The organism is Stutzerimonas azotifigens DSM 17556 (genome assembly GCF_000425625.1).
GTDB classification, from domain to species: domain Bacteria; phylum Pseudomonadota; class Gammaproteobacteria; order Pseudomonadales; family Pseudomonadaceae; genus Stutzerimonas; species Stutzerimonas azotifigens.
Map to the genome: position 1 here is coordinate 30,648 of NZ_KE384413.1, position 23,808 is coordinate 54,455.

25 protein-coding genes are annotated in these 23,808 nt (G+C 58.1%); 15 read left to right on the plus strand and 10 right to left on the minus strand.

Features of this window, described 5'->3' with window-relative positions; genetic code table 11:
* Positions 1-9: 9 nt before the first annotated feature.
* From H610_RS0116535 to H610_RS0116580, 10 genes are all read right to left on the minus strand, one after another.
* Positions 10-1,257, minus strand: coding sequence for a flagellar basal body P-ring protein FlgI (locus H610_RS0116535; protein ID WP_408055001.1), 1,248 nt, complete (start codon positions 1,255-1,257; stop codon positions 10-12).
* A 34-nt stretch (positions 1,258-1,291) separates the two neighbouring features.
* On the minus strand, positions 1,292-1,987 hold the full coding sequence (gene flgH, locus H610_RS0116540) for a flagellar basal body L-ring protein FlgH (RefSeq protein WP_043238835.1): 696 nt from the start codon (positions 1,985-1,987) through the stop codon (positions 1,292-1,294).
* A gap of 23 nt (positions 1,988-2,010) precedes the next feature.
* The gene (gene flgG, locus H610_RS0116545; protein WP_028240719.1) at positions 2,011-2,796 is read right to left on the minus strand and encodes a flagellar basal-body rod protein FlgG; all 786 of its coding nucleotides are present in this window, start codon (positions 2,794-2,796) and stop codon (positions 2,011-2,013) included.
* A 45-nt stretch (positions 2,797-2,841) separates the two neighbouring features.
* Positions 2,842-3,579 carry a flagellar basal-body rod protein FlgF gene (flgF, locus tag H610_RS0116550; RefSeq protein ID WP_028240720.1) on the minus strand — a complete coding sequence of 246 codons (738 nt, stop codon included), beginning with the start codon at positions 3,577-3,579 and terminating at the stop codon, positions 2,842-2,844.
* A gap of 287 nt (positions 3,580-3,866) precedes the next feature.
* Positions 3,867-5,279 carry a flagellar hook protein FlgE gene (gene flgE / locus H610_RS0116555; RefSeq protein WP_028240721.1) on the minus strand — a complete coding sequence of 471 codons (1,413 nt, stop codon included), beginning with the start codon at positions 5,277-5,279 and terminating at the stop codon, positions 3,867-3,869.
* A gap of 26 nt (positions 5,280-5,305) precedes the next feature.
* Positions 5,306-5,992 (minus strand): flagellar hook assembly protein FlgD, encoded by a 687-nt coding sequence (locus H610_RS0116560; RefSeq protein WP_028240722.1) that lies wholly within the window; start codon positions 5,990-5,992, stop codon positions 5,306-5,308.
* A gap of 11 nt (positions 5,993-6,003) precedes the next feature.
* A complete protein-coding gene (flgC, locus tag H610_RS0116565; protein ID WP_028240723.1) occupies positions 6,004-6,447 on the minus strand; it encodes a flagellar basal body rod protein FlgC in 444 nt (147 codons plus the stop codon).
* 5 nt (positions 6,448-6,452) lie between these two features.
* The gene (gene flgB, locus H610_RS0116570) at positions 6,453-6,860 is read right to left on the minus strand and encodes a flagellar basal body rod protein FlgB (protein WP_028240724.1); all 408 of its coding nucleotides are present in this window, start codon (positions 6,858-6,860) and stop codon (positions 6,453-6,455) included.
* A gap of 182 nt (positions 6,861-7,042) precedes the next feature.
* Complete coding sequence (gene cheR, locus H610_RS0116575; RefSeq protein ID WP_043238839.1) at positions 7,043-7,867, minus strand: protein-glutamate O-methyltransferase CheR; 825 nt, start codon at positions 7,865-7,867, stop codon at positions 7,043-7,045.
* Positions 7,868-7,904: 37 nt separating this feature from the next.
* A complete protein-coding gene (locus H610_RS0116580) occupies positions 7,905-8,837 on the minus strand; it encodes a chemotaxis protein CheV (protein ID WP_028240726.1) in 933 nt (310 codons plus the stop codon).
* 81 nt (positions 8,838-8,918) lie between these two features.
* Between H610_RS0116580 and flgA the strand changes: the two genes are divergently transcribed.
* The 15 genes from flgA to H610_RS26160 all read left to right on the plus strand — a co-directional run bounded on the left by flgA (position 8,919) and on the right by H610_RS26160 (position 23,799).
* Positions 8,919-9,671, plus strand: coding sequence for a flagellar basal body P-ring formation chaperone FlgA (gene flgA, locus H610_RS0116585; protein ID WP_028240727.1), 753 nt, complete (start codon positions 8,919-8,921; stop codon positions 9,669-9,671).
* Positions 9,672-9,798: 127 nt separating this feature from the next.
* Positions 9,799-10,131 (plus strand): flagellar biosynthesis anti-sigma factor FlgM, encoded by a 333-nt coding sequence (gene flgM, locus H610_RS0116590; RefSeq protein WP_028240728.1) that lies wholly within the window; start codon positions 9,799-9,801, stop codon positions 10,129-10,131.
* Positions 10,132-10,165: 34 nt separating this feature from the next.
* On the plus strand, positions 10,166-10,636 hold the full coding sequence (locus H610_RS0116595; RefSeq protein ID WP_028240729.1) for a flagella synthesis protein FlgN: 471 nt from the start codon (positions 10,166-10,168) through the stop codon (positions 10,634-10,636).
* 57 nt (positions 10,637-10,693) lie between these two features.
* Positions 10,694-11,440, plus strand: coding sequence for a flagellar brake protein (locus H610_RS0116600; RefSeq protein WP_043238879.1), 747 nt, complete (start codon positions 10,694-10,696; stop codon positions 11,438-11,440).
* Positions 11,441-11,711: 271 nt separating this feature from the next.
* A complete protein-coding gene (rfaH, locus tag H610_RS0116605) occupies positions 11,712-12,218 on the plus strand; it encodes a transcription/translation regulatory transformer protein RfaH (protein WP_028240731.1) in 507 nt (168 codons plus the stop codon).
* A 517-nt stretch (positions 12,219-12,735) separates the two neighbouring features.
* Positions 12,736-13,206 (plus strand): hypothetical protein, encoded by a 471-nt coding sequence (locus tag H610_RS0116610; protein WP_028240732.1) that lies wholly within the window; start codon positions 12,736-12,738, stop codon positions 13,204-13,206.
* Between the two features lie 109 nt (positions 13,207-13,315).
* Entirely contained in the window at positions 13,316-14,488 is a 1,173-nt protein-coding gene (locus H610_RS0116615) for an outer membrane beta-barrel protein (RefSeq protein ID WP_201768375.1), read from the plus strand.
* Positions 14,489-14,593: 105 nt separating this feature from the next.
* Positions 14,594-15,130: a polysaccharide biosynthesis/export family protein gene (locus H610_RS0116620; protein WP_028240734.1), complete on the plus strand. Its 537-nt coding sequence runs from the start codon at positions 14,594-14,596 to the stop codon at positions 15,128-15,130.
* A 71-nt stretch (positions 15,131-15,201) separates the two neighbouring features.
* Complete coding sequence (locus tag H610_RS0116625) at positions 15,202-17,445, plus strand: GumC family protein (RefSeq protein WP_043238843.1); 2,244 nt, start codon at positions 15,202-15,204, stop codon at positions 17,443-17,445.
* Between the two features lie 229 nt (positions 17,446-17,674).
* A complete protein-coding gene (locus H610_RS0116630) occupies positions 17,675-18,400 on the plus strand; it encodes a tyrosine-protein phosphatase (protein WP_028240736.1) in 726 nt (241 codons plus the stop codon).
* Positions 18,397-19,179 carry a hypothetical protein gene (locus H610_RS0116635; RefSeq protein ID WP_152529118.1) on the plus strand — a complete coding sequence of 261 codons (783 nt, stop codon included), beginning with the start codon at positions 18,397-18,399 and terminating at the stop codon, positions 19,177-19,179. Before H610_RS0116630 ends, H610_RS0116635 begins: the two co-directional genes overlap by 4 nt.
* Positions 19,180-19,365: 186 nt before the next feature.
* Positions 19,366-20,664 (plus strand): oligosaccharide flippase family protein, encoded by a 1,299-nt coding sequence (locus H610_RS25065; protein WP_084166482.1) that lies wholly within the window; start codon positions 19,366-19,368, stop codon positions 20,662-20,664.
* Positions 20,661-21,800 (plus strand): polysaccharide pyruvyl transferase family protein, encoded by a 1,140-nt coding sequence (locus tag H610_RS25070; RefSeq protein WP_084166483.1) that lies wholly within the window; start codon positions 20,661-20,663, stop codon positions 21,798-21,800. The genes H610_RS25065 and H610_RS25070 overlap by 4 nt, the downstream gene beginning before the upstream one ends.
* Positions 21,801-21,828: 28 nt before the next feature.
* Positions 21,829-22,659, plus strand: a complete 831-nt coding sequence (locus H610_RS25075) for a glycosyltransferase family 2 protein (protein WP_161630478.1) — start codon at positions 21,829-21,831, stop codon at positions 22,657-22,659.
* A 12-nt stretch (positions 22,660-22,671) separates the two neighbouring features.
* On the plus strand, positions 22,672-23,799 hold the full coding sequence (locus tag H610_RS26160) for an EpsG family protein (protein ID WP_084166485.1): 1,128 nt from the start codon (positions 22,672-22,674) through the stop codon (positions 23,797-23,799).
* Positions 23,800-23,808 lie beyond the last annotated feature (9 nt).

The window sequence follows — 23,808 nt, forward strand, 5'->3', positions numbered from 1 at the left end:
GAAACCTCGTCAGATCACGATCAGGTCGGCCTGCAAGGCGCCGGCCTGTTTGAGGGCCTCGAGAATGGCCATCAGGTCGCTGGGCGCCGCGCCCACCTGATTGACGGCACGCACGATCTCGTCGAGCGTGGTGCCCGGCCCGAATTTGAACATCGGCTTGGCTTCCTGCTGGGCGCTGACCCGCGAGTTGGGCACCACGACGGTCTGCCCGCCGGACAACGGGTTCGGCTGGCTCACCTGAGGGTCCTCGCTGATGCTCACGGTCAGGCTGCCGTGGGTCACGGCGGCAGGCTGCACGCGCACGTTCTGCCCGATGACGATGGTGCCTGTGCGCGAGTTGATGATGACCTTGGCCACGGCCTGGCCAGGCTGCACCTCGAGGTTTTCGAGGATCGCCATGTAGTCCACGCGCTGGGTCGGATCCAGTGGCGCAGCGACGCGGATCGAGCCGCCATCGAGCGCCTGGGCTACACCCGGGCCGAGCAATTCGTTGATCTTGTCGACCACATTCTTGGCGGTGGTGAAATCCGGACGATTGAGGTTCAGCGTCAAGGTGTTGCCCTGCTCGAAACCGCTGGGCACCGGCCGTTCGACAGTGGCGCCCGCAGGGATGCGACCGGCCGACGGGACATTGACGGTGATCCGCGAGCCATCAGCGCCACCGGCATCGAAACCGCCGACTACCAGGTTGCCCTGAGCGACGGCGTAGACATTGCCGTCGATCCCCTTGAGGGGAGTCATCAGCAGGCTACCGCCGCGCAGGCTCTTGGCATTACCGATCGAGGAGATGGTCACGTCGATGGTCTGGCCGGGCTTGGCGAACGGTGGAATCTCGGCATGCACGGATACCGCGGCGACGTTCTTGAGCTGCACGTTGCCGACGTTGTCCGGCACCTTGATGCCGAACTGGGCGAGCATGTTGTTGAAGGTCTGCAGCGTGAAGGGCGTCTGCGTGGTCTGGTCGCCACTGCCGCTCAGGCCGACCACCAGACCGTAGCCAATCAACTGGTTGGTACGCACGCCCTGGATGCTGGCGATGTCCTTGAGGCGCTCGGCATGCAGGTTCGGGCTGAGTGCCGCGAGCAACAGCAGGGTCGCCAGCAACAGCCAGTCGTTGGCACCACGGCGGCGATAGCCAGGGTGAGCGGAGGCGAACTGCCGGTAGCAGGAAGTCTCCGAGCGTACCGGCCTGGCCGCCAGCGCCTGGTGAAACGAGTTCGCCCGCTGAGACAGGCCATGCAAAAGCTTCGCGAGCAAGCTCGCTCCTACGCGGTTCATCTGCGCCTCCACGTTAGAACGGCCACAACGGGCTGATGAAGAAACGGCTCAGCCAACCCGGCTGGCTGGCATCGGCGAAGGCGCCCGTACCCGAATAGGTGATGCGCGCATCGGCGACACGGGTCGAAGAGACAATGTTGTCGGTGCCGATGTCGTCGGAACGGACCAGGCCGGAAATGCGCACCAGCTCCTCCCCGGTATTGAGCGTCAGCCATTTCTCGCCACGCACGGCGAGCAGGCCGTTTGGCAACACTTCGGCCACGGTGACGGTGATCGAGCCGGAGAGGCTGTTGCTCTGACCCGCAGAGCTGGCACCCTGGTTGCTGCGCGTGCCCTCGAACTGCGCGCCCAGGTTCATGCTGTTGCCGGTGAGCGGGTTCTTGGTCGATACGCCGCCACCGAACAGCGAGGTGAGCCCGATGTTGGCCGAGCTGTCCTTGCTGATGTCGGAGGTGGCGTTCTTGCTCGCCTGGGTCCGCTCGTTGAGCTCGATGGTGATGATATCGCCCACGCGGAACGCCTTGCGGTCGCTGTAGAAATCGCTCTCGAAGCCCGCCTGATAGATGGCCCCGTTGGTCGCGGACGCCGGTAGCGGGGTGCGCGGTAATACCGGTGCGTAATATGGATCGTTGGGCTGCGCGGCGGGTGCGACGCAACCGGCGAGCGCGACGGCAGAAGCCGTCAACAGAAAAGTGAAGAAACGACACATGGCGAAACCCTGTGAAAGAGCGATCAGAGATTCTGCGAAACGAAACTGAGCATCTGATCCGCAGTAGAGATCACCTTGGAATTCATCTCGTAGGCGCGCTGGGTGGTGATCATGTTGACCATTTCCTCCACCACGCTGACGTTCGAGTTTTCCAACGTGTTCTGCAGCACGGTACCGAGCCCGTTCAGACCGGGCGTGCCGATCTGGGGCGCGCCGCTCGCGGCGGTTTCCATGAACAGGTTATTTCCGCTGGCCTGCAGGCCGCCGGGATTGATGAAGTCGGCGGTCTGCAGGTTGCCGATAATCTGCGGCTGGGCGCTGCCGGGCACGGTCACCGACACGGTGCCGTCTTCACCGACGGTGAAGGTCTGCGTTTCCGCGGGCACCACCACGGCCGGCTCGAGCGGGAAACCGTTGGCGGTGACCACCTGGCCGTCAGCGTTGAGATGGAAGGTGCCATCACGGGTATAGGCCATGCTGCCGTCGGGCATCAGCACCTGGAAGAAACCGCGGCCGTTGATGGCCATATCCAGCGGCTGCTCGGTGGTCTGCAGGCTGCCGGTGGTGAACACCTTCTGGGTGCCGGTGATGCGCACGCCGGTACCCAGCTGCAGGCCCGAGGGAAGCTGATTGTCCTGGGTGGACTGGGCACCCGGCTGGCGGCGGACCTGATAGAGCAGGTCCTGGAATTCCGCACGGTCGCGCTTGAAGCCGGTGGTGGCCACATTCGCCAGGTTGTTGGAAATGGTCGCAAGGTTCATGTCCTGCGCGGCCAGGCCGGTCTTGGCGACCCAAAGAGACGGAAGCATGGTCTTCTCCTCGCCCGCCAGATTTCCGGCGGGCTGAATTGTTCACTAGCTGATTTGCAATACCCGGGCCATGGCTGCGGAGCCATCCTCGGCCGTCTTCATCATCTTCACCTGCAGCTCGAACTGCCGGGAAAGCGCAAGGATGGAAGTCATCTCTTCCACGGCGTTGACGTTGCTCGCCTCGAGAAAACCGGACACCACGCGCACGCCGGCATCGACTTCCGCTGGCTGGCCGGTGACATGCATCAGGCCGTCGGCACCTTTGCTCATCCGGGACGGGTCGGGATTGACCAGACGGATGCGATCCACCTCGGCCTGGACGTTCGGTGCCTCGCCCAGCGCGTGAATGGTGATCGTGCCGTCTACGCCGATCTCTACCTTCTCTTCCGGGGGCAAGGCGATGGGACCGGCGTTGCCGAGTACCGGCAGGCCGTCGGCGGTCCGCAGCATGCCCAGCGCATCGATCGTCAGGTTGCCGGCGCGGGTATAGGCTTCGCCGCCGTCGGGCGTCTGCACCGCAATCCAGCCTTCGCCCTGCATGGCGATATCCAGCTCCCGACCGGTTTCCTGCAGCGCGCCCGCGGTGAAATCGGTCGCCGGCCGCTCGCTCATCGAAAATACACGGCTGGGCTGAACCTCACCGAATACCGGCATGGCGCGCGCCTGCTCCAGGTCGCGGCGGAAACCGGTGGTCGAGATGTTCGCTAGATTGTTGGCATGGGCGCGTTGCGCCAGCGAAACCTGGCTCGCGCCGGTCATGGCGACGTAAAGCATCTTGTCCATGGGAGTGCTCCTCGGCGGAAATCGGACGACTCAGGCCGCCTCATGGATGATTTAGCAATCGTCATGCCAACCACAAAAATCCTGCAACTGATTGATATGGAACGGCTTTTTCATGACCTGCGGGCGCCGGAAAGCCGGCGCGGCAAGGGCTCGCCGCTGCGCGGAAGGCGGCTTCCACCCCAACGCAACGAGGCCCTCGCTCCGCGGAAGATGGGCTCTAGCGGGAGCGAGGGCCTCGTTGGAAACGAAGCGTTTGAATTACGCCAGCGCCTGGCCGGCGGAACCTGTCAGCGCAGATTGATGATGGTTTGCGAAATGGCACTTTCGGTTTCGATGGTCTTGGCGTTGGCCTGGTAGTTGCGCTGGGCGATGATCAGGCGAACCAGTTCGGCGGTCAGGTCGACGTTGGAATCCTCCAGAGCGCCGGCCTGGACCCCGCCCAGCAACCCCGACCCCGGCACGCCATTGGCGGGCTCGCCGGAAGCGAAGGTTTCGCGCCACTTGGTCCCACTGACGGAGGCCAAGCCCTGTTCGTTGGTGAAGCTCGCCAGCACCGCCTGGCCGATCACCTTGGACTGACCGTTGGTGTAGGTGGCGAACAGCTTGCCGCTCTCGTCCACCGACAGCCCGGAAAGCTGCCCGGCAGCCCAGCCGTCCTGGTTGATCCCGCTGCTATTGATGCCGAAGGTGCTGTTGGTCTGGCGGGTGTTGGCCAGGTTGAACATGAGCTGGCCGTCGGTCGTCGCGCTGGAGGTCGCCCCGTTGGGAATCCAAGCACCGCCCTGCTGGACAGCAGGCGTCCAGGTACCCAGGCTCAGGGTTGGCTGGGTGCTCACGGTTGTCCAAGCATCCACCGGGTTACCCTCGGCATCCACCACGCCATTCGTCTCCCAGAGCAGGTTGCCATCGATATCCACGTCCTGCTCGCCATCACCATTTTCGTCCAACGCGGTACGCTGCAGTACGTTGTCGAGGTTGCCAGACGGGTCGAAGGAAAGCCTCACCGCACTGGGTTCGCTGCTCGCCGGATTGGCCGGGTTCTGCCCGTTGACCAGCGAGTACATGGTCCACGCGTTGTTGGCATCCTTGACGAAGTACTGCATCAGGCTATGAGTGTTGCCGAGCGAGTCGTAGATGTCCGAACTGGTGGACCAGTTGTAGGTGCTGGAATCCTTAGGGTCGAAGTCGGCTGTTATGGCAGTGGCAGACGAATTGAGCGTGAACGCGCCGGTGACCGTGCTGGTCGCGGTGGCCGGCTGACCGGAAGCGTCGACCTTCAGGTTACGCAACTGCCCCGGGATGATGTTGCCGCTGGCATCGGTCTCGGTATAGCCCTGCAGAATGTCGCCCTGCGAGTTGGTGACGTAGCCTTCCTTGTCGGTATAGAAGTTGCCGGCACGGGTGTAGTAGGTATCGCCCCCGTTGCGGGTAATGAAATACCCTCCCCCGTCGATCGCCAGATCCAGGCTGCGCCCGGTGCTATTGATGTTGCCGCCGGTCATCTGTTGCGATACGGACGAGGTCGCGCCGCTGCCCGCGGTGCGCTGCCCCGAGCCCAGCATGGAGCTCAGGTAGACATCCTGGAACTCCGCCCGTGACGACTTGAAGCCAGTAGTGGCCACGTTGGCGATGTTGTTGCCGGTGACGTTGAGGTCGGTACTGGCGGCATTCAGACCGCTGAGCGCGACGTTGAAGGACATGGGTTACTCCTTGCCGATCCCGGCAATCATTCAGCGATGGTTTTGATGTCGGACAGCGAGACGCTGCCCAGACCGGCCAGATTCAGCGTCATGCCGGCACCTGAGCTGTCCAGGGTGACACTGCTCACTTTGGCCGGCAGGTAGGTGGTCAGCGCGGTGTTCTCCCCACCGATACTGGCGGCTGCCAGGATGGTGTAGCTGCCGGCGGCAACCGCATTGCCTTCGGTGTCGGTGCCATTCCAGGTGAAGCTCTGCTCTCCGGTCGCCAGCGTGCCCAGCGACAGGGTAGTCACCTGCTCGCCACTGGCATCGTAGACACCGACGGTGACGTTGCTGCCGCTGGACGGCATGACCAGACTGCCGCTGATGCTGCCGCCGGCCTCCAACTGGGCGGAGTCGGTGTTCACTACCACGGAGCGACCGACCAGCGACGAGGCCTGCAGCGCCTGCATCGACTGGTAGCTGCCATAGAAGGAGCCGACCGTATCAGTGAGGTTCTGCATGCTTTCGAGGCTGGAGAACTGCGCCAGCTGCGAGACGAACTCGCTGTTGTCCTGAGGATCCAGAGGGTTCTGATTGTTCAACTGGGTGACCAGCAACTGCAGGAAGGTATCCTTGCCCAGTGCGTCGCTGGACGAGGACTTGCTGCTCGTATCCTCGTAGGCATATTGCGAGAGGATGCTCGCTGAGGTGGTACTGTCGACGGTACTCATTCAGGCGCTCCTCACTGCCCCAGGGTCAGCACTTTCTGCATCATCGTCTTTGCCGTGTTCATCAATTCCGCGTTGCTCTGGAACGCACGGCTGGCGGAAATCATGTCGGCCATCTCCTCGACGACGTTGACGTTCGGGTAATACACGTAGCCTTCCGCGTTCGCCGCCGGGTTGCTCGGCTCGTAGCGAGCCAGCAACTCGCTTTGGTCTTCGACGATTCCGGTGACCCGAACGCCGACCCCAGCCTCGTCCCGCTCGGAGAAAAGGGACTGCCCCCCGCTACCCTGGGCCTGCTGCAGCATGGTGGCGAAAACCGGATGGCGCGCGCGATAGGTCTCGTCGATGCTTGACGATACCGACTCAGCGTTTGCAATGTTCGAAGCGACGGTATTCAGGCGCACGCTCTGAGCGCTCATCCCGCTACCGGCAATATTGAAGATGTTGGATAACGACATGGCGCTCACTCCCCACGAATGGCGTTCATCAAGCCTTTGAGCTTGCTGTTCAGAAAGGTGAAGCTGGCCTGGAAGTCCAGCGCATTCTGCGCATATTTGGCCTGCTCGACGTTCGCATCGACGGTGTTCTGGTCGATGGAAGGCTGCTCCGGCATGCTGTAGAGCACGCCAGGCGTACCGAAACTGTCGCCTTGGGCGGCGATATGGTTGCCACTGGTCCTGGTGACGGACAATGCGTTTCCCTGAACCCGCTGTTGCTGCGCCTGCAGGACGCTGGCGAAATCCAGATCGCGCGCCTTGTAGTTCGGCGTATCCGCGTTGGCCAGGTTGTTCGCCAGCACCTCGGCGCGCTGGGAGCGAAAGCCCAGCGCCTTCTCGTGGATGCCGAGCGCGCGGTCGAAGTTGATGGTCATGGACGAGCCTCTGCCAGTCTGCGTGTGCAAGACAGAGAGCAAAGCCCGTGCCAGAGTAGAAATACCCTTTATTTCAAAGGGTTGGCGACATGCGGGATTGCAACCGCGTCAGAAGCGGCAACATTTTTCCGCTGTTGCCGGAGGCGGCGGCGGCCGGTGCGACGGTTTTCTGCCGCTTCGGCTCACCTGGCCCTGTAGACGATGCCCGGGCTGCACTGAACCATCTGGTACAGCTCCGGGAGGCCGTTCAGCGCTTCGGAGGCGCCCAGGAAGAGATAGCCACCGGGCTTGAGTGTGGCGTGGATACGACGAAGGATGTCCTTCTTCACGTCGGCCGAGAAATAGATGAGCACGTTGCGGCAGAACACGATGTCGAACTTGCCGAGCGCGGCGTAGCTGTCCAGCAGGTTCAGCGCGCGGAACTCGACGCGGCTGCGAATCGCCGCCTTGACCGCCCAGCGCCCGCCCGGACGCGGGTCGAAGTAGCGCTGCAGACGCTCCTGGGACAGGCCACGCCCGATCGCCAGGCTGTCGTATTCGGCCGCCTTGCAGGCCGTCAGCATGGCGCCGGACAGATCGGTCGCGACGATCTGAGCCCCGGCCTTCAGTTGGCCGGGGTTGCTGCGCTCGAATTCATCGATCGTCATCGACAGCGAGAACGGCTCCTGCCCGGAGGAACAGGCCGCCGACCAGATCCGCAGGCGCTGGCCGGGGCTGGCCTTGATCATTTCCGGCAGCACGCGCTGCTTCAGCACTTCGAAGGGATAGGTATCGCGAAACCAGAGCGTCTCGTTGGTGGTCATGGCGTCGACCACCTGCTCGCGCAGCCCCGCGCGCGGCTGGGCCTGGATGCGATTGATCAATTCGCCCAGCGACTTGATGCCGTTCTGGGCCATGAGCTTGTTCAGCCGGCTGGAAACCAGATACTGCTTGTTGGTGCCGAGAAGAATGCCGCAGGTCTTCTCGAGGAAAGCTCGGAACTGCTCGAACTCCAGGTTAGCCGACACTAATCGCGCCTCGCCTCAATGCCTGTGAAGGCCGGTTTCACTTGCCATCCATGGACCCGATGCGCTCGACGACGCGTGCGGCGAGATCGTCCGGCTGGAATTTCGCCAGGAAATCGTCCGCTCCTACCCGCTTCACCATCGCCTGGTTGAAGACGCCGGAAAGCGAAGTATGCAGGAGGACATGCAGGTCCTGCATCCGCGAATCATGTCGCACCTCGGCGGTCAGGGTGTAGCCATCCATTTCCGGCATCTCGATGTCGGAAATCATCATCAGGAACTCCCGCGCCGGGCGCTTGCCCTCGTCTGCCATGGCGCGCAGGTACTCGAGCGCCTGACGGCCGTCTTCCAGCGCCACGACCTCCACGCCGACCTGCTGCAGGCAACGCGTCACCTGCTTGCGAGCCACCGACGAGTCGTCGACGATCAATACTCGGTTCGATACCGCTTTCGACTGGATCTCGGCGCTGAGAATTCCTTCGGAGATGCCTTCGGAGACCGGGGCCACCTCGGCCAGCACCTTCTCCACGTCGATGATTTCGACCAGACGATTGTCCACGTGGGTAACGGCCGTCAGGTAATGGTCGCGTCCCGTCCCCTTCGGCGGCGGCAGGATTTCTTCCCAGTTGAGGTTGACGATGCGCTCCACCGAGCGCACCAGGAAGCCGATCACCTGGGTATTGTACTCGGTGATGATGACGAAGCTGGTCTGCAGGTCGTCGACGCTGGATTTGCCGGTGGCCTTGGCCAGGTCGAGGATCGGAATGGTGCCGCCGCGGATGCTGGCCACACCGCGCACCACCGGATTGGACTTGGGCATCAGGGTGAGCCGCGGGCACTGCAGCACTTCCTTCACCTTGAAGACGTTGATGCCGTATAGCTGATTGCCGTTCAGGCGAAACAGCAGCAGCTCCAGGCGGTTCTGCCCGACCAGCTGTGTGCGCTGGTTTACCGAATCCAATACACCGGCCATGCCAGTTTCCTCACGATTGGGATCTGCGAAGGGGAATAGGTCGAGCCTAGCAGGCGGCACGCCCCTTGCTTTTGACTCTTCATGAACGTACAGACGCCTGTTTTTCGACACCTGCGCGGCACGCTATGCGGCGCCCTCCTTTTACCTGCTTTGGGTCTGCTCGACCACACTGCATGGGCGCAGGGCTTCACGCTGCCGCAACAGCTTATCGACGCCACCCAGGAGTTTCTTGAACGCTCGGTGAGCCAATACCTGGAGCGCACGTCCATCGACGCGCGCCACGAGGTGTCGGTCAATCGGCTCGACCCGCGCCTGCGCCTGGCCAGTTGCGACAGGCCGTTGACGACGGAACTGGAAAGCCCGGCACAACCCGTCGGCCGCGTCACCGTGCGGGTCAGCTGCCAGGGCTCGTCCCCCTGGACGGTGTTCGTGCCCGGCCAGGTGCGCCTTTACCGGGACGTGATAGTGGCTGCCCGTCCACTCAAACGGCAGGAGCGGCTCTCCGCCACGGATGTCACGCTCGCCGAGCGGGACGTCGGCCTGCTCACCCAGGGTTACCTCACCGCATTCGAGCAGATCCTCGGGCACAAGCTGACCCGCAGCCTGATGCCCGATCAACCGCTGACGCCGGCACATGTCGAAGTGGCCGAAGTGGTTCGCAAGGGCGACCAGGTCGTCATCAGCGCGCAGAGCGGCTCGATCAGTGTCAGAATGCCCGGCGAAGCCCTCACCGACGGCGCCCCTGGCCAGCAGATCCGCGTCAGGAACCAGGCTTCCGGGCGGGTAGTCAAAGCCAGGGTCACCGGCCCGGGGCAGGTCACGGTTGCCATGTAGCGCCGGCTTGTCGGAAACCGTTAGGTGAACGGCCGCACGAATTTTCATTCATGCGACAAAAAACCTAAAGTTCTGGCGCGAGATGCCGAATTACTGGCAAGCACCAGATTTTTCGAGGTTCCGCAAAATGGTTATCGACTTCAACCGACCGAACAATGCTCCGGCGGCAAATGGCCGTACCGGCAACGTTCAGCCGCTCGAGCCCGCCGGCAAGACGGATCGCTCGGCGCCTGCCGAAGCTGCAGCCGGCAAGCAGAATGCGCCGGCCGGCGCCGGCGAATCCGTGCAGCTCAGCGCTGAAGCCCAGCAGCTAAAGCAGGTCAGCGAGAAGCTTCGTGATCTTCCTTCGGTCGATCAGGAAAAGGTGGCCCGCATCAAGCAGGCGATCGCCGATGGTACCTACCAGGTGGACAGCAAACGAGTGGCCGCCAAGCTGACCACCTTCGAATCCCAGCGCTGATCGTTCCAATCGACCACCATCGCAAGAGACAGCCATGCATGACGACGAGCTTCTTCCGCAACTCCAGCAGGACCTGAATCTGGCAGGCCAGTTGCTGGAGCTTGCCGAACAGGAATTCGAGGCACTGAGCCAGCGCGACCTTCCGCGCCTGGAGCAGATCCTCGGGCAGAAGCAGCCCCTTCTGGCCGTGCTCGCGCAACACGGCAACCAGCGCACCAAATTGCTTGCCGGCAAACGCTTGCCGGCCACGCGCGACGGGCTCTCGAGCCTGTTCGCCGATCGCCCGGACAGGGAATGCATCCTGGCCGAGGCCGATGCACTTGAGGCACGCCTGAAGGACTGCCATACGGCCAACCAGCGCAACGGACGTATTATCCGAGCGAATCAAGTCGCCGTTAGCCACACGCTCGGCATCCTCAGAGGCAGCCAGGATATTCCGGATCTCTATGACAGACGCGGCGGAGCACTCAGAGGGTCGTCGAACCGGCCACTCAGTCAGGCCTGAGTGTTAGGATAGCCATCATTTTGACATGATGGCGAGTTGTTGCTGGAGAGAGTCGACGTGTCCAATCCCTTCCTGGAAGAAGAAGGCCCGCAGCCCCCGCGCGTGCTCACGGCACCGCTGGAAGTCCTGGCGAATCTACGCCCGCTTCTGGAAAACCATATCCCGCTGATCATCCGTTTTGCCGACCGCAGCCAGCGGTTTCAGAGCTTCGTGGTGGAACTCGATCGGGCAGGCGGCAGCCTTGTCCTCGACGAACTCATTCCTACCGACGGTGAACGCCTGCTCCACGCCGGAGAGCCCTTCAGTATTGAAGGCTTCTACGAAGGCGCGCGTATCGCCTGGGAAGTGCGCACCGCTCGAATTGACGAGCTCGATGGCATCCGCAGCTATCGCACTGAGTTACCCACCGAACTGGTCTACCACCAGAGACGCAACGCGTACCGGGCCACACTGACAGGACCAACGGTATTCGCCACGCTCGCCGGCAAGCAGCTATCGCAGCCACTTGAAGGCAAGGTCGTGGATCTGTCGGCCACCGGTTGCAAGCTGTGCCTGCCCGGCAACCGTGTACACGGCCTGCAACCGGGGGAGGTGTACGAGCACTTCGTGGCCCAGCTGCCGATCGGCCGCGTCGAGACCGCCATCGAATTGCGCCATGCGCGCTATGAGGAGCGGAGCGACAGCACTTTTTGCGGCATTCGTTTCCACCAAATGAATGGGCTACTTCAGCGCCAGATCGAGCGCTTGGTCTATCAGCTACAACGAGAGGCGCGACGGATGGCAATGGAGGACCGATACATATGATACTGCCCTGCCTGTTTCGGCCTTGCAGATGCAGAAGGGAGCTCATCCCTACTGCTAACGCAACGGCCGTTACAGCATCGCCATCACGGCATCTGCTACCGCACTAGATGATCCATCTGCCAATGGCCGGGGTTCTGACACACCGCCCATATCCGTGAGGGCTACCCTGGTAGCCCCGCGATGCGAGTAGTGGCAAAATTACATCTTTTGACACACGTTTGACACTGAAGCGGAGGCTGTAGTCGCAGACAGTCGAGCAAAAGGACGCCTCGTGAGTTCAGGGAAGGAAAAACAGGCGCACGCCTGGTATCTCGTTCAATGCAAGCCACGTCAGGACGAGCGGGCGGAAGAACACCTGCGGCGTCAAGGCTATTTCTGCTATCGCCCCAAATACAAGCAGGAAGTGGTATTGCGCGGTAAGCGGCAGATCATCTCAGGCTCGCTTTTTCCCGGCTACGTATTCATCCAACTAAGCCAAACGGAAAACTGGGCGCCGTTGCGCTCAACCCGAGGCGTATCGCGCATCGTCAGCTTCGGCGGCCAACCCACACCGATCTCTGCCGATTTGATCGAGAAACTCCGGCAGCACGAGCAGACCTACACGGCCGAAGCGCCGCTGAACGCCGGTGAGAAAGTGCGCATCAAGGGTGGGGCATTCGCAGAAGTCGAGGCGATTTTCCTTGCAATGGATGGCCAGGAGCGCGTTGTACTGCTGCTCAACATCCTCCAGCGAGAGCACCAAATCCGTATGCCACTACGCGGGATCACAAAAATTTGACGCTGAGATACCGACGAAAGGCTACGACTTATTACGTCCAAGTTGTCGACGTCACGAAAAGCGCGTCCTTATAATGACAAGGTGATATCAAAAGGAGTTAGCCGCTCGTAGCCTGAACCCGCTAGAGCACCAATGATCGCGAGCACAAGGATGGCAGTTTTCCAGCTCATACCCCTCCAAAGGTTGCACAAGCCTGGACTCTCTGAGAAATCCCCTCGCCTTACACCTCCAAGCACTTTCGAAGTGCAGCGACGGTTCCCTGTTGCCAACAGGCCTCACCCCGCAGCGTTTTCAGGAAAAAAACGTTAAATCCTGGGGCGGTAGCGTGCCTGGACAGGGTTTTCGGCCGACCAATCAGTAATCGGGCGCGTTCAGCAATCATTTCGCGCGAGTAGCAGATACGGCCTGCTCAGGCCTGCCGTGCAGCACAACAGAGCAAAAAAACAACACTCCCCTCCCTGCTTCTCACTGCGTAGAGGGACAGGATTCCACAGCCACACAAACGAGGATGTTTGCTATGCATAAAACCCTTTCCGGCCTGACTCTGGCGCTTGCCCTGGCCTCCGGTCACGCCTTTGCCGACCAGGCGACACTGAGCGCCCTTCAGAGTGCAGGCGTTGCGCTGACCGAAGCTCAAGCCCAGGTCGTTGCCACCGCTGAGGGCGAGGCCCTTGCCGCAGCCATCGCCAGCATCGTTGCTGCCAACCCGGAGGCCGCCGCAAGCATTGTCGCCGCGGCCGTGGCTGCCAACCCGACCCTGGCCGTTGCGATCACTTCTGCCGCCGTGGCTGCTGCTCCCACCCAAGTTGCCGCCATTACCAGCGCCGCGGTAGCCGCCGCGCCAGCTCAGGCTGCCGCCATCAGTGCTGCGACCAGCACTGCTCCCGGCGTCGCCTCGGCAGCCACTTCCAGCCGCATGAGTACCGTCGCGTCCAGCGTACCGAGTGGCAGCGGTGGTGGCGGCAGCAGCACTGCCAGCCCAAATTAATCGGCTCCCATCAAGCCGAGCCGATTCGATGCTGGCGCGAAAGCGCCGGTGTCGTTTTGGTTTTTGTCAGCCTGCCGCCAACGCTACGGGTCAAGAACATTAGGTCTCTATGAACACGAAATTCCAAACAAGTTCACTGGCAGTCGTCATTTCGGCTGCCTGCGCCAATGCCTGGGCTCTCGAGCCCCAAAGCATCAAGGTCTACGACGGGCTGACATTCACGCCCACGTTGCAAGTCAGCGAGCGTTACGACGACAACTTCCGCGCGGTCGAGAGTCATGAAGAGTCCTCTTGGATCACCGCCATCACTCCGACGTTCATGCTGGAAGCGGAAGGCCGGAAAAGCGCCTATCAGCTGGCCTACTCCGCGGCCAGCGACATCTTTCATTCCAGCCGGGACGACGACAACACCGATCACCACCTGACCGGTGATGCCGCGTATGAATTCAATTCCCGCAACCGGCTCAAGCTCGAGGCTGGTTACCACAAGGTCGAAGACACCGCCGCGGAAAGCACCGAGGCTCGCCGCCAGATGGAAAACGACCGGTACAGCACCGCCAAGGTCGGCGGCGTGTACAGCTTCGGCGCGCAGACCGCCCGCACTCAGCTCGATTTCGGCGCCAGCTACGAAGAATTGCGCTACCAGAACAGCGACAACCTCAACGCTGACAAGGAGCGCGATACCACAGCACTTAGCAGTACGGTGTATTACCGAGTTGCGCCAAAAACCCGCTTGCTGGTTGAGGGGCGCCACACCGACTACGACTACGTCAGCAACACCCGCCTCAACAGCAACAACATCGCCCTGCTCGGCGGTGTGACCTGGGATGCGACCGCCAAGACCAGCGGTACCATAAAGCTCGGTGCCGAGAAGAAGCGTTTCGATAATTCCAGCCTGGACGACAACAGCGGCTCGATGTGGGAAGTCGGCCTGAAGTGGATGCCACGCACCTACTCCACCTTCAAGCTGCAGACCCGCCGCGCACTCGACGAAGGCGACGATGGCGCCTCCGCCATCCAGTCCATGAGCACCACCCTGAGCTGGGAGCATGAGTGGCTGGATCGCCTGTCCTCCAACGTGAGCTACACCTACACCGACCAGGAGTATCAGGACTACGAGCGCGATGACGAAATCAACACCTTTGGCATCGGCCTGAGCTATGAAATGCGTCGCTGGCTGGATATCGGCGTCGGCTACAAGTACGCCGAAAACGATTCCACCTACGCCGGCCAAAGCTATGAGCGCAACATCTACATGATCAGCGTCACCGCTAGCCTCTGATCTCGCCGTAGATAGAACAAAGAGGACCGCAGGCCGGCTCGCTATGATTCGTCCGGCTTGTGGTCCCTTTTCGTTATTCGTGAAATGAAAGAGCAACCCAACCACATGGTCATCCGCATCTTTTTCAGCCTGATTCTTGGCATGTTGATTCACAGCAGCGTCGCACACGCCGAAGGCAATTCCACCTACAGGCTGGCCTCCGGTGACGTGATCCGTATCAACGTGTTCGGCGAGCCGGATCTCAGCTTCGAAGAACTTCGCCTCACCGACGCTGGCACGTTCTCGTATCCCTTCATCGGGGAGTTGCGCGCCAAGGGCAAAACTGCGGCAGAAATCGAACAGATGATCGTCAACCAGCTCAAGGGTGACTACCTGATCGACCCGCGCGTATCGGTCAGCGTCCTCCAATACCGTGAATTCTTCATCAGCGGCGAAGTGAAAGAGCCAGGCGGCTACCCGTTCCAACCCGGGCTGACGTTACGCCGCGCGGTTGCGCTCGCTGGTGGCCTCACAGAGCGAGCTTCGGTCAAGCGAATCACCGTCATCCGTGACAGCGACCCCAGCCGCAGCCCCCAGACCGCCACGCTGGATAGCCAGGTCATGCCCGGCGACACCATCACCATCGATCAGGGCTTCTTCTGACATGTCGCAGCCAGCGGCCATTCGCACCGCCCGTTACGACACGCCTTACCTTTTTCAGAGTTATTCCAAGCATGGAAAGTACTAGCCAAATCGCCGAGCGCAATCTGATTGCCCAACGCCAGGACGATGACGACGACGAGATCGACCTGCTCAAGCTGTGGCAGACGATCTGGTACCGCAAGTGGGGCATCATTTCTCTGGTAATGGTTGTCACCATGGTGGCGATTCTGGCCGTACTGGCGATCACGCCGATCTATCGCGCGGCGGCGACCCTGCTGATCGAGCAGAAAGGAGCCAAGGTCGTCTCCATCGAACAGGTCTATGGCCTGGATGGCGCAGGGAGCGAATACCTGCAAACCCAGTTCGAGCTGCTCAAATCTCGGGCGCTGGCCGAGCGCGTGGTACGCCAGCTCAACCTGACCACCCACCCCGAGTTCGACCCGCGCCAGCAGCCGGAACCGCTGATCGACATCCGCGGGCTGCTAGCCACCTTGGATTTCCGCAAGGTAGTGCCTGCGACCCTGCCGGGCGACCTGGAAGACCCGCAAGCGCTCACCGAGGCCGAGATTTTTGACCAGGTCACCCGCGACTTCATGGAGCGCGTCACCGTTGCGCCCCAGGGCAAGAGCCAGCTGGTCCAGGTGCAGGTGGAAATGGCCGATGCCAATACCGCAGCCATTGCGGCAAACGCCTTGGCCAACGGCTTCATCGAAAGCCAGCTGGAAGCCACGATGGAAATGTCGATGACGGCTACCAACTGGATGAACAGTCGCCTGGGTGAACTGCGCACCAAGCTCAAGGATTCCGAAGACCGCCTCCAGGCGTTCCGTGAGGCCGAGAACCTGGTCGACGTGGACGGCGTGGCCACCATCAGTGCCGCGGAACTCTCGCTGACCGGCGACCGCATGATCGATGCCCGCCGCCAGCGGGCAGAAGCCGAAAGCCAGTATCGCCAGGTCCAGGCCATGCGCAATGGTGGCTGGGAACGCCTGGCGACCATTCCCGCCGTGCTCGGTCACCCGCTGATTCAGCAATTCAAGGCCGAGCAGGCCAAGGCGCAGGCGAAGGTCGAGGAGCTGTCCAAGCGCTACGGGCCGCGCCACCCCTCCATGACCGCCGCGCAATCGGATCTGAGCGCTGCGTCTGCCAGCCTGCGGGGCCAGGTGGAGCAGATCGTCGCCGGTATCGAACGCAATTATCAATTGGCCATTGCCAACGAGAACTCTTTGCAGGCGTCGTTCAACGCCAACAAGTCGCAAATCCAAGACATCTCGCGCAAAGAATTTCAGCTACGCGAACTGCAACGCGAAGTCGATGGCAACCGCGCGCTGTACGACACCTTCATGACCCGCCTGAAGGAAACCGCCGCCACCTCGGACCTGGAAAGCGCCAACGCCCGCGTGGTCGACCCGGCCACCGTACCCACCGAGCCGGTCAAGCCAAAGAAGGCGCTCATCGTCGCCATCGCCGCCCTGCTCGCCCTGTTCGCCGGCGTAGGTCTGACCCTGCTGCTCGAAGCCCTGAACAACACCTTCAAGAGCACCGAAGAGGTCGAAAATCGGCTGAACATTCCGGTCCTCGGCATCCTGCCGCAGGTCAAGAAGGCAAACGAGCGCGGCGAGCTGGCTCGCATGTTCAACAGCGACAAGGACAAGAGCTTCTCCGAGTCGATCCGGACCATCCGTACGGGTGTGGTGCTCTCGGGCATCGACTACCCGCACAAGGTTATGGTCATCACCTCATCCATCCCCGGTGAGGGCAAGAGTACGGTTTCAGCCAACCTGGCCTTCGCCCTCGGGCAGATGGAACGCGTGCTGTTGATCGACGCCGACCTGCGTCGGCCGACACTGGCCAAGAGCTTCCAGTTCCCGGTGGGTACGCCCGGCCTGGCGAACCTCATCGCCGGCACCGCGAAGCTCGAGGAATGCATCCAGCGAGTCGATGGCATCGACATGATTTGCGCCGGCACCGTACCGCCGAACCCGCTGGAACTGCTCTCCTCGCCACGCTTTGCCAAGGCGGTGGACGTGCTGAAGAGCAAATACGACCGCGTCATCATCGACTCGCCACCGACCCAGGCTGTGAGCGATGCAGTCGTGCTGTCCACCTTCGCCGACTCGCTGCTGTACGTGGTCAAGTCCGCCTCCACCCATATTCCGCTGGTGGAAAAAGGTGTCGGCCAACTGCTGCAGAACAACGCGCCGGTCAAGGGCGTCGTCCTCAACCAGGTCGACATCAAGAAGGCCAAGCGCTACGGCTACAGCTATGGCGGCTACTACGACTACTACGGCTACAGCAACGCCAAGCCAGCCTGAAGCTGAAGGAAGAGCCCGCCCTTACAAGCTTCGCCCGCGGGCGGGCCTCCGACAAAAGCAGCCGGACAAAACCGAACCCTGTGGGAGGAGCGCGCTCGCGGCGATTGCAGGCCGCGAGACCTGCCAGACCTGCAGGCGGTTGCCACCCGCTACCACTCATTGCAAACGAATGTATTTCCCCCGCCGGGAATCCATGCCTTTGCAATCGGCAACGCCCACCGAGCAACACATGATCGACCTACACAATCACCTGCTCCCCGGCATCGACGACGGCGCCCCCGATCTCGAAACCGCGCTGGCACTGGCCCGTGCGGCCGTGCAGGACGGCTTCACACACCTTGTCTGCACCCCGCATATCCATCCTGGCCGCTACGACAACACCCCGGCCAGCATCAGCGCGGCCAAGGCGGAATTCGAAGCGGGCCTACAGCGGCACGGCATTGCGCTCAAAGTCGCAGCAGCGGCCGAGGTGCGCTTCGGCATGGAATTGATGGTCGGCATTAACCAGAACGCCATCCCCTTTCTCGGCGAATGGCAAGGCAACAAGGTGCTGCTGCTGGAATTCCCCCATGGGGAAATTCCCTTCGGCGCCGAACGCCTCACCCAATGGCTGCTGCAACACAACATCACACCGATGATCGCCCACCCGGAGCGCAACAAGGGCCTCATGCGCACACCCAGTCGCCTCAAGCCCTTCCTCGAACAGGGCTGCCTGCTGCAAGTGACCGCAGCCTCCGTTGCAGGCAGCTTCGGCCCGGCCGCGCAATCGCTTGCCCATGCCTTGCTGGAACAGGGGGTGGTCGCCATCCTCGCCAGCGACGCTCACAACCTCGTGCACCGCCCGCCTAAAATGACCGAAGGCATGCAACATGCCGCCCGGATCGTAGGTGAGCACCAGGCCGAAGCCCTGGTGAAACACACCCCCTGGGAAATCGCGCAGTACCACTTCCAATGACCGACCAGACTCCCGTCCGGCGCAAGCGCCGGGCGCGCTCCCATTCGCGCGCCGAATCGCAAAACGTGACCACAGTCACCCGCGAACTGCCAACTCTCTCGGTCTTGCTGGTTGCCATCGGCCTAGCAATAACCGGAGGGCGCATGGCGCTTGCCGGTCTCGCCAGCTACCAGGCCGAAGCCTTTATTGAGAGCTGGGAACACGAGGCCCAGGAGCCCAGCGCACGCGCCTGGCGCATAGCTGAAGGCGCCGCACAACGCGCCATTACGCTCTATCCGGTGGCCAACGGTGAATACGCCGACCGCCTGGGCCTCGTTTTCAGTTGGCAGCAGTACCGGCAGCCGTACGGCGCAGCTGCAGCACAAGCTTCCCGACGCGCCGCGCTGAACGCCTACCGCGAAGCCACAACCGCCCGCCCGACCTGGCCAGACTCCTGGGTGCGCCTGGCCCACGCCAAGCTCTACCTCCTCGAATTCGATGCCGAGTTCCATCAGGCGATGAAAAACGCCGCCGAACTGGGCCCCTGGCGCATCGGCATCAACCGCGAGCTGGCTGAAATCGGCTTTACCGCCTGGCCGCAACTGAACCAGCCCCAGCGCCAAGCAACGCTCAAAGCCGCCCATCGCACCGTGGCGTACAGTAATAGCGAAGCGAAAAATTATTACAACATCGCTCAGCACACTGGGTTAAGCAAGTTGCTATGCACCAGCCTAGATGACCAATTAAAAGCCGCTCGCAAGATTTGTCCGCTGACGCACTTAGAATCTGGCGCCTGGTAGCGCCCGCTACCTCAACCGCTCGATTTAGGCATAGAGAAGGCTAACTAACGTTAAGTCAATAGCTTCGCCACATACACAGCCCATATCGCCTGCACTAGGACTTAGCATAAACTCAGCTTTTACGCGTTAGAACTGTTAGGTTCGAAGTCTACAATCAAAAAATGTTAGAAAAATAGCAACCCTCTAATGACCGGCATCAAGACAGTAAAAACCATCTCATTTTTATGGATCGGCTCGATCCTAGGAGCTGGCTTTAATTTCCTTGCGCAAATGGTTCTAGCTCGGAGCGTCGGAGCAGAGCAGTTCGGTGCTTTTGCTGCAAGTCTAGCTGCGGTAACCATGCTTTCGCCATTGGCTGGATTTGGGGTACAACTTTTCTGGTTGAGAGCCTTCGGAGAAGAAGGGTCAAAGGGCACGCGGTGGTTGAAAGGGAGCCTCCGGCTCGTAAGATTCACCACCTTGCTTATTTTTGTCATCCTACTCTGCTTAGGAACCATAAATTCGAAGAAGGATGCTTATTTAGGGGCAATTCTTGCCCTTCATATATTTGGCATTATTGGTATTGAATTAGTGGGGAGCCTGCTACAAATACAAGGACGCTACGCTGCTTTAGTAGCCTGGCAATTAGTTCCTCATGCTGCCCGCTTCCTTTTTATATGCGTCTTAGCTTTTATTTTTGCTTCTAGCTTTAGCACAACGGATGCCGCCCTCGCCTATGCCATCGTTTCAATTTCATCCCTAGCTTTGAGCATCCGCTTTCTAAAACAGAAAAACCGAAACGAGTTTCTTTTTATTGATCACGAAAAAGCAGCGGAAAATAGTTTTTCTAAACTTTCGCACCCTTCCGCAACGGACGTAGCAAAAGAGTCTTGGAAATTTGGGTTAACCGGAATAATTTATCTCTCCTACTTCCAGGCATCGATTATTATCTTGGAACATATATCCGGACAACATGCTGCAGGAATTTTTAGTTCAGCCTTTATGATAATTGCCGCCATCTATCTTTTCCCCGCCGCCGTGTATCAAAAATTTTTTCTACCTAAGTTCCACCGCTGGGAAAACGAAAATATAACACTGACTCGTGAAATATTGCGCACCGCATCGTTAGTCATGCTTATGATTGGGGTCTGCTCAATGCTGCTCCTATGGTTAGCTAGCCCATATCTAATCCCTCTCCTATTTGGCCAAGAATACATAAGCGCTATTCCAGTATTAAACATACTTGCTGTAGCAATCCCAATAAGATTTCTGGCATCCGGGTTTTCAGCTGCCTTAACAAAAACAACAACAATAAAGCTGAAAAACCTGGTTATGGGATGCATCTCCGCCGCTTCTGTATTAGCAAGCTTTGCTGTAATACAGCGGCACGGCATTCAAGGTGCAGCGATTGTCTATTTGTGCACGGAATTATCTTTATCAATCGCCTTCTTCATTATCGCCAAAGCGGTTGTTTTCAAAGGCTCTGTAATTGGTAACAAAGCATGAAACGAGAATTAGTCGCCGGCGGCTACTATGGTATGGGTAATTTTGGCGATGACTTATTCGGCGTAACTGTAGCTGGCGCTTCTGCCCACTACTGGACTGATTTTAACGTGCGCCTTCTGTGTCCTCGCCTTGATGGCATAGAGAATGACTTTTTTATTCCGGGCTGGTTTCCCAAGACAGTCTATTCCTCTCAAAGCTATGCCGGAAAGCTTTCTCGTCTTGGTTTTTTAATGCGCAGCCTCAAAGAAGCTGAAAAATATGTATTTGCCGGGGGCTCCGTTTTTTCTTCTATGCCATCAGGACTCAGAGACTTTGTTGTCTCTCGACACTCAGAGCAACTAGCGATTTCAGCAGTTGGTGTTTCATTAGGACCTTTTGACAGCATGGAATCGGAAAAGAAAATAAGGACCATGCTAAGGAGCTTCGAATATATTTCACTAAGAGACAAAGTCTCATATGAAATTGCAGAAAGCTTCAATTTAGATGCCCGCGTGGTACTCGCCGGAGATCTAGCAGGTGTAATGAAAACAATCTATCCACTGCCACCTACTGCAGCCTTTAAACTTACCAGCGATAAGAAGATAATTGGATTTTCTCCTTGCTTTCTTGATCGAAGACCGGAGTTAGCCAGGCACTATTGCGACGCTTTTATTTCGGCCGTTAAAGCTGCCAGCACCACTATGCAGATGAAAGTAATTGTATTAAATTTAAATTATCACCCCACTTTGGGTGATAATTCACTATGCAACTATGCAATGTCCGAGTTAAATTCTTTCGCAATCGAATGCGAGATGATCTGCTATTCGTCCATGGGTGTATTAGGAACGTGGAATCTTATCTCAACATTTGACGCCTATATTAGTGTCCGGCTGCATGGTGCAATTAGCGCATTTCTGCTCAATGTACCATTTTGCTTATTTGAATATCATCCGAAATGCACCGATTTTCTATATGAGATTGGTGCTCCCGATATAGCACGCCTCGCCCCGGAGAAAGGAGACGACTTTGGATTGACAGACGCCTTAGCTAACATCTTAGGAGGGGCGCACTACTCTACTTTATCAACTTCCAAGTATGAACAAGCCTCTGCGCTAAATTTTACTAAAGCGCCATGGGCCAAACGAAATGCGCTGTGAACAACTTTCACCGGCGGAGAAAGGAAAGGTGGATAAAGAGCTTGGAGAGGTAAGCGTAGTAATTCCCTGTTACTGCTGCTCTGAAACAATAGATAGAGCTGTATCTTCTGTCTATGTACAAACAATCAGGCCACACGAAGTCATTCTAGTCGACGATTGTAGTCCTGACGAAACATTGAGCAATCTTTACGAGCTTCAAGCAAGCTATCCACCGGGCTGGATCAAAATAATTACATTGGGCACAAATTCAGGTCCGGGTTCGGCACGCAACGCCGGCTGGAATGCTTCAACCCAACACTATGTTGCTTTTCTAGATGCAGACGATAGCTGGCACCCGCAAAAAATTGAGGTGCAACTCTCCTGGATGAGAGCAAATCCGTCTGTTTCGTTAACCGGCCATAAGTGCGAAGTGCTCGGGGGCACCAAAGCTCACTCAATCAGCCCCATTCTAAACCCTCCTCAATGGAAAGAGGTGAAGCCGGCACACCTGTTACTAAAAAATATATTCCAAACACCCACCGTCATGGTAAGAAACGATCTTGATTTCCGCATGATCGAAGGGAAAAGATATTCTGAAGACTATCATTTATGGTTAAAAACCATTCTATCTGGCCGCAAGGGATATTTCATTGATTATCCAATGGCATATTTATATAAAGCGGAATATGGAGCTAGCGGTCTAAGCGGAAATCTGTGGGAGCTTGAGAAAGGCGAAATAGACACCTTCTTTCGGCTATACAAAGATAAAGAAATAAAAATAACCCAACTAACCAAATCCGTAGCCTTTTCCTTAATTAAGTACTTTAGAAGAGCGATCATTGTTAAGCTTAGAAAAGCAACTCCAACTGCAAACAAATGAAGCCAAAAGTGTATGAACGGCACCGTATTAATATACATATACATTATAACCAGCTGGATCTTTTGCATCCTACTCCATAGGAACAAATCGGTACTTACCAACGACAGGTCGACAAAGTATTACAAAACCGTATTCTTCAGCCTACCCCCAATAATCCTAGGTTATTATTTTATTGCGTTGCGTCCCTTTAATTCGGGTGGCGATACTGTAACTTACATAAGTTCCTTTAATCAAATATCATCACCGCTCACTGCCACAGCAGACGCAAATTATGGTACCGAGATATTCTTTTGGCCAACACAAGCATTCATAAAGTATTTTTTCGAAATTCGCGGCTGGCTTATTATTAATTTTCTTGTAGTCACGAGCCTCGCCTTTTTTTCATATAAAAAACTAGCGCAAAACACAAATATTTCGCCCTTGATATTTGCCCTGGTTTTTATGACTTTTTTCGCGGTGTACAGCGGCAACGCGATGCGCCAAGTTTATTCAATACCCTTGGGCCTGATTGCATTCCATTACAGCTATCAAAGGCAATTTTTCAGATTTTTAGTTTTTTCTTTATTAGCGATTTCCTTCCACTGGTCTGCAACAATAATTTTATTAAGCCCGGCCTTTATCAATATTCCAAACCACATTCGATATTACATTGCGGTCCCCACGATTGCGCTAGCATGCTCGCCCCTCATTGGCCCTTCGGTGGGCATGGCTGTAGAATTAACAGGTTTCCAGTGGCTAACTCAAAAAACAGATCTTTATTTAAGGGGAAGCTATATTTCCCACATTAGCGCTGTATGGAAAACCATGAACTTCTGGCTATGCGTATGCATATATATAATTCTAATTATCACAAAGATCGCCATATGTGATAGATATGCCAAGATAGTTAAAATCCAGCTGATGTTTATTTCACTAATCTTTTTCTCAATACAAAACCAAGACATCTCAGAGCGATATATGACGTGGTTAATATTCATGACTCCTATTAGCATCTCTCTAATCATATTGAATCTAAAACTATCGCCCTTTATAAAAAATACGATTTACGCAACGCTCTTCATACTTATGGCTCTCTTGGTTTTTACTAGGCCGAGCGCAATAGAGACATTAGGCATAAATAACCCTGAGTTATCAATTTGAAATCCCTCA

Excerpts from the sequence above, each read along its gene's own strand:
- H610_RS0116595 (WP_028240729.1), top strand. The coding sequence starts at position 10,166 with ATGCATGACGACGAGCTTCTTCCGCAACTCCAGCAGGACCTGAATCTG.
- H610_RS0116610 (WP_028240732.1), top strand. The coding sequence starts at position 12,736 with ATGCATAAAACCCTTTCCGGCCTGACTCTGGCGCTTGCCCTGGCCTCC.
- flgE (WP_028240721.1), bottom strand. The coding sequence starts at position 5,279 with ATGTCCTTCAACGTCGCGCTCAGCGGTCTGAATGCCGCCAGTACCGAC.
- H610_RS25065 (WP_084166482.1), top strand. The coding sequence starts at position 19,366 with ATGACCGGCATCAAGACAGTAAAAACCATCTCATTTTTATGGATCGGC.
- flgF (WP_028240720.1), bottom strand. The coding sequence starts at position 3,579 with ATGGACAAGATGCTTTACGTCGCCATGACCGGCGCGAGCCAGGTTTCG.
- H610_RS26160 (WP_084166485.1), top strand. The coding sequence starts at position 22,672 with ATGAACGGCACCGTATTAATATACATATACATTATAACCAGCTGGATC.
- flgM (WP_028240728.1), top strand. The coding sequence starts at position 9,799 with ATGGTTATCGACTTCAACCGACCGAACAATGCTCCGGCGGCAAATGGC.
- H610_RS0116560 (WP_028240722.1), bottom strand. The coding sequence starts at position 5,992 with ATGAGTACCGTCGACAGTACCACCTCAGCGAGCATCCTCTCGCAATAT.
- H610_RS0116635 (WP_152529118.1), top strand. The coding sequence starts at position 18,397 with ATGACCGACCAGACTCCCGTCCGGCGCAAGCGCCGGGCGCGCTCCCAT.
- flgH (WP_043238835.1), bottom strand. The coding sequence starts at position 1,987 with ATGTGTCGTTTCTTCACTTTTCTGTTGACGGCTTCTGCCGTCGCGCTC.
- H610_RS0116615 (WP_201768375.1), top strand. The coding sequence starts at position 13,316 with ATGAACACGAAATTCCAAACAAGTTCACTGGCAGTCGTCATTTCGGCT.
- H610_RS0116630 (WP_028240736.1), top strand. The coding sequence starts at position 17,675 with ATGATCGACCTACACAATCACCTGCTCCCCGGCATCGACGACGGCGCC.
- H610_RS0116625 (WP_043238843.1), top strand. The coding sequence starts at position 15,202 with ATGGAAAGTACTAGCCAAATCGCCGAGCGCAATCTGATTGCCCAACGC.
- H610_RS0116580 (WP_028240726.1), bottom strand. The coding sequence starts at position 8,837 with ATGGCCGGTGTATTGGATTCGGTAAACCAGCGCACACAGCTGGTCGGG.
- H610_RS25070 (WP_084166483.1), top strand. The coding sequence starts at position 20,661 with ATGAAACGAGAATTAGTCGCCGGCGGCTACTATGGTATGGGTAATTTT.
- H610_RS0116620 (WP_028240734.1), top strand. The coding sequence starts at position 14,594 with ATGGTCATCCGCATCTTTTTCAGCCTGATTCTTGGCATGTTGATTCAC.
- flgA (WP_028240727.1), top strand. The coding sequence starts at position 8,919 with ATGAACGTACAGACGCCTGTTTTTCGACACCTGCGCGGCACGCTATGC.
- flgC (WP_028240723.1), bottom strand. The coding sequence starts at position 6,447 with ATGTCGTTATCCAACATCTTCAATATTGCCGGTAGCGGGATGAGCGCT.
- flgG (WP_028240719.1), bottom strand. The coding sequence starts at position 2,796 with ATGCTTCCGTCTCTTTGGGTCGCCAAGACCGGCCTGGCCGCGCAGGAC.
- flgB (WP_028240724.1), bottom strand. The coding sequence starts at position 6,860 with ATGACCATCAACTTCGACCGCGCGCTCGGCATCCACGAGAAGGCGCTG.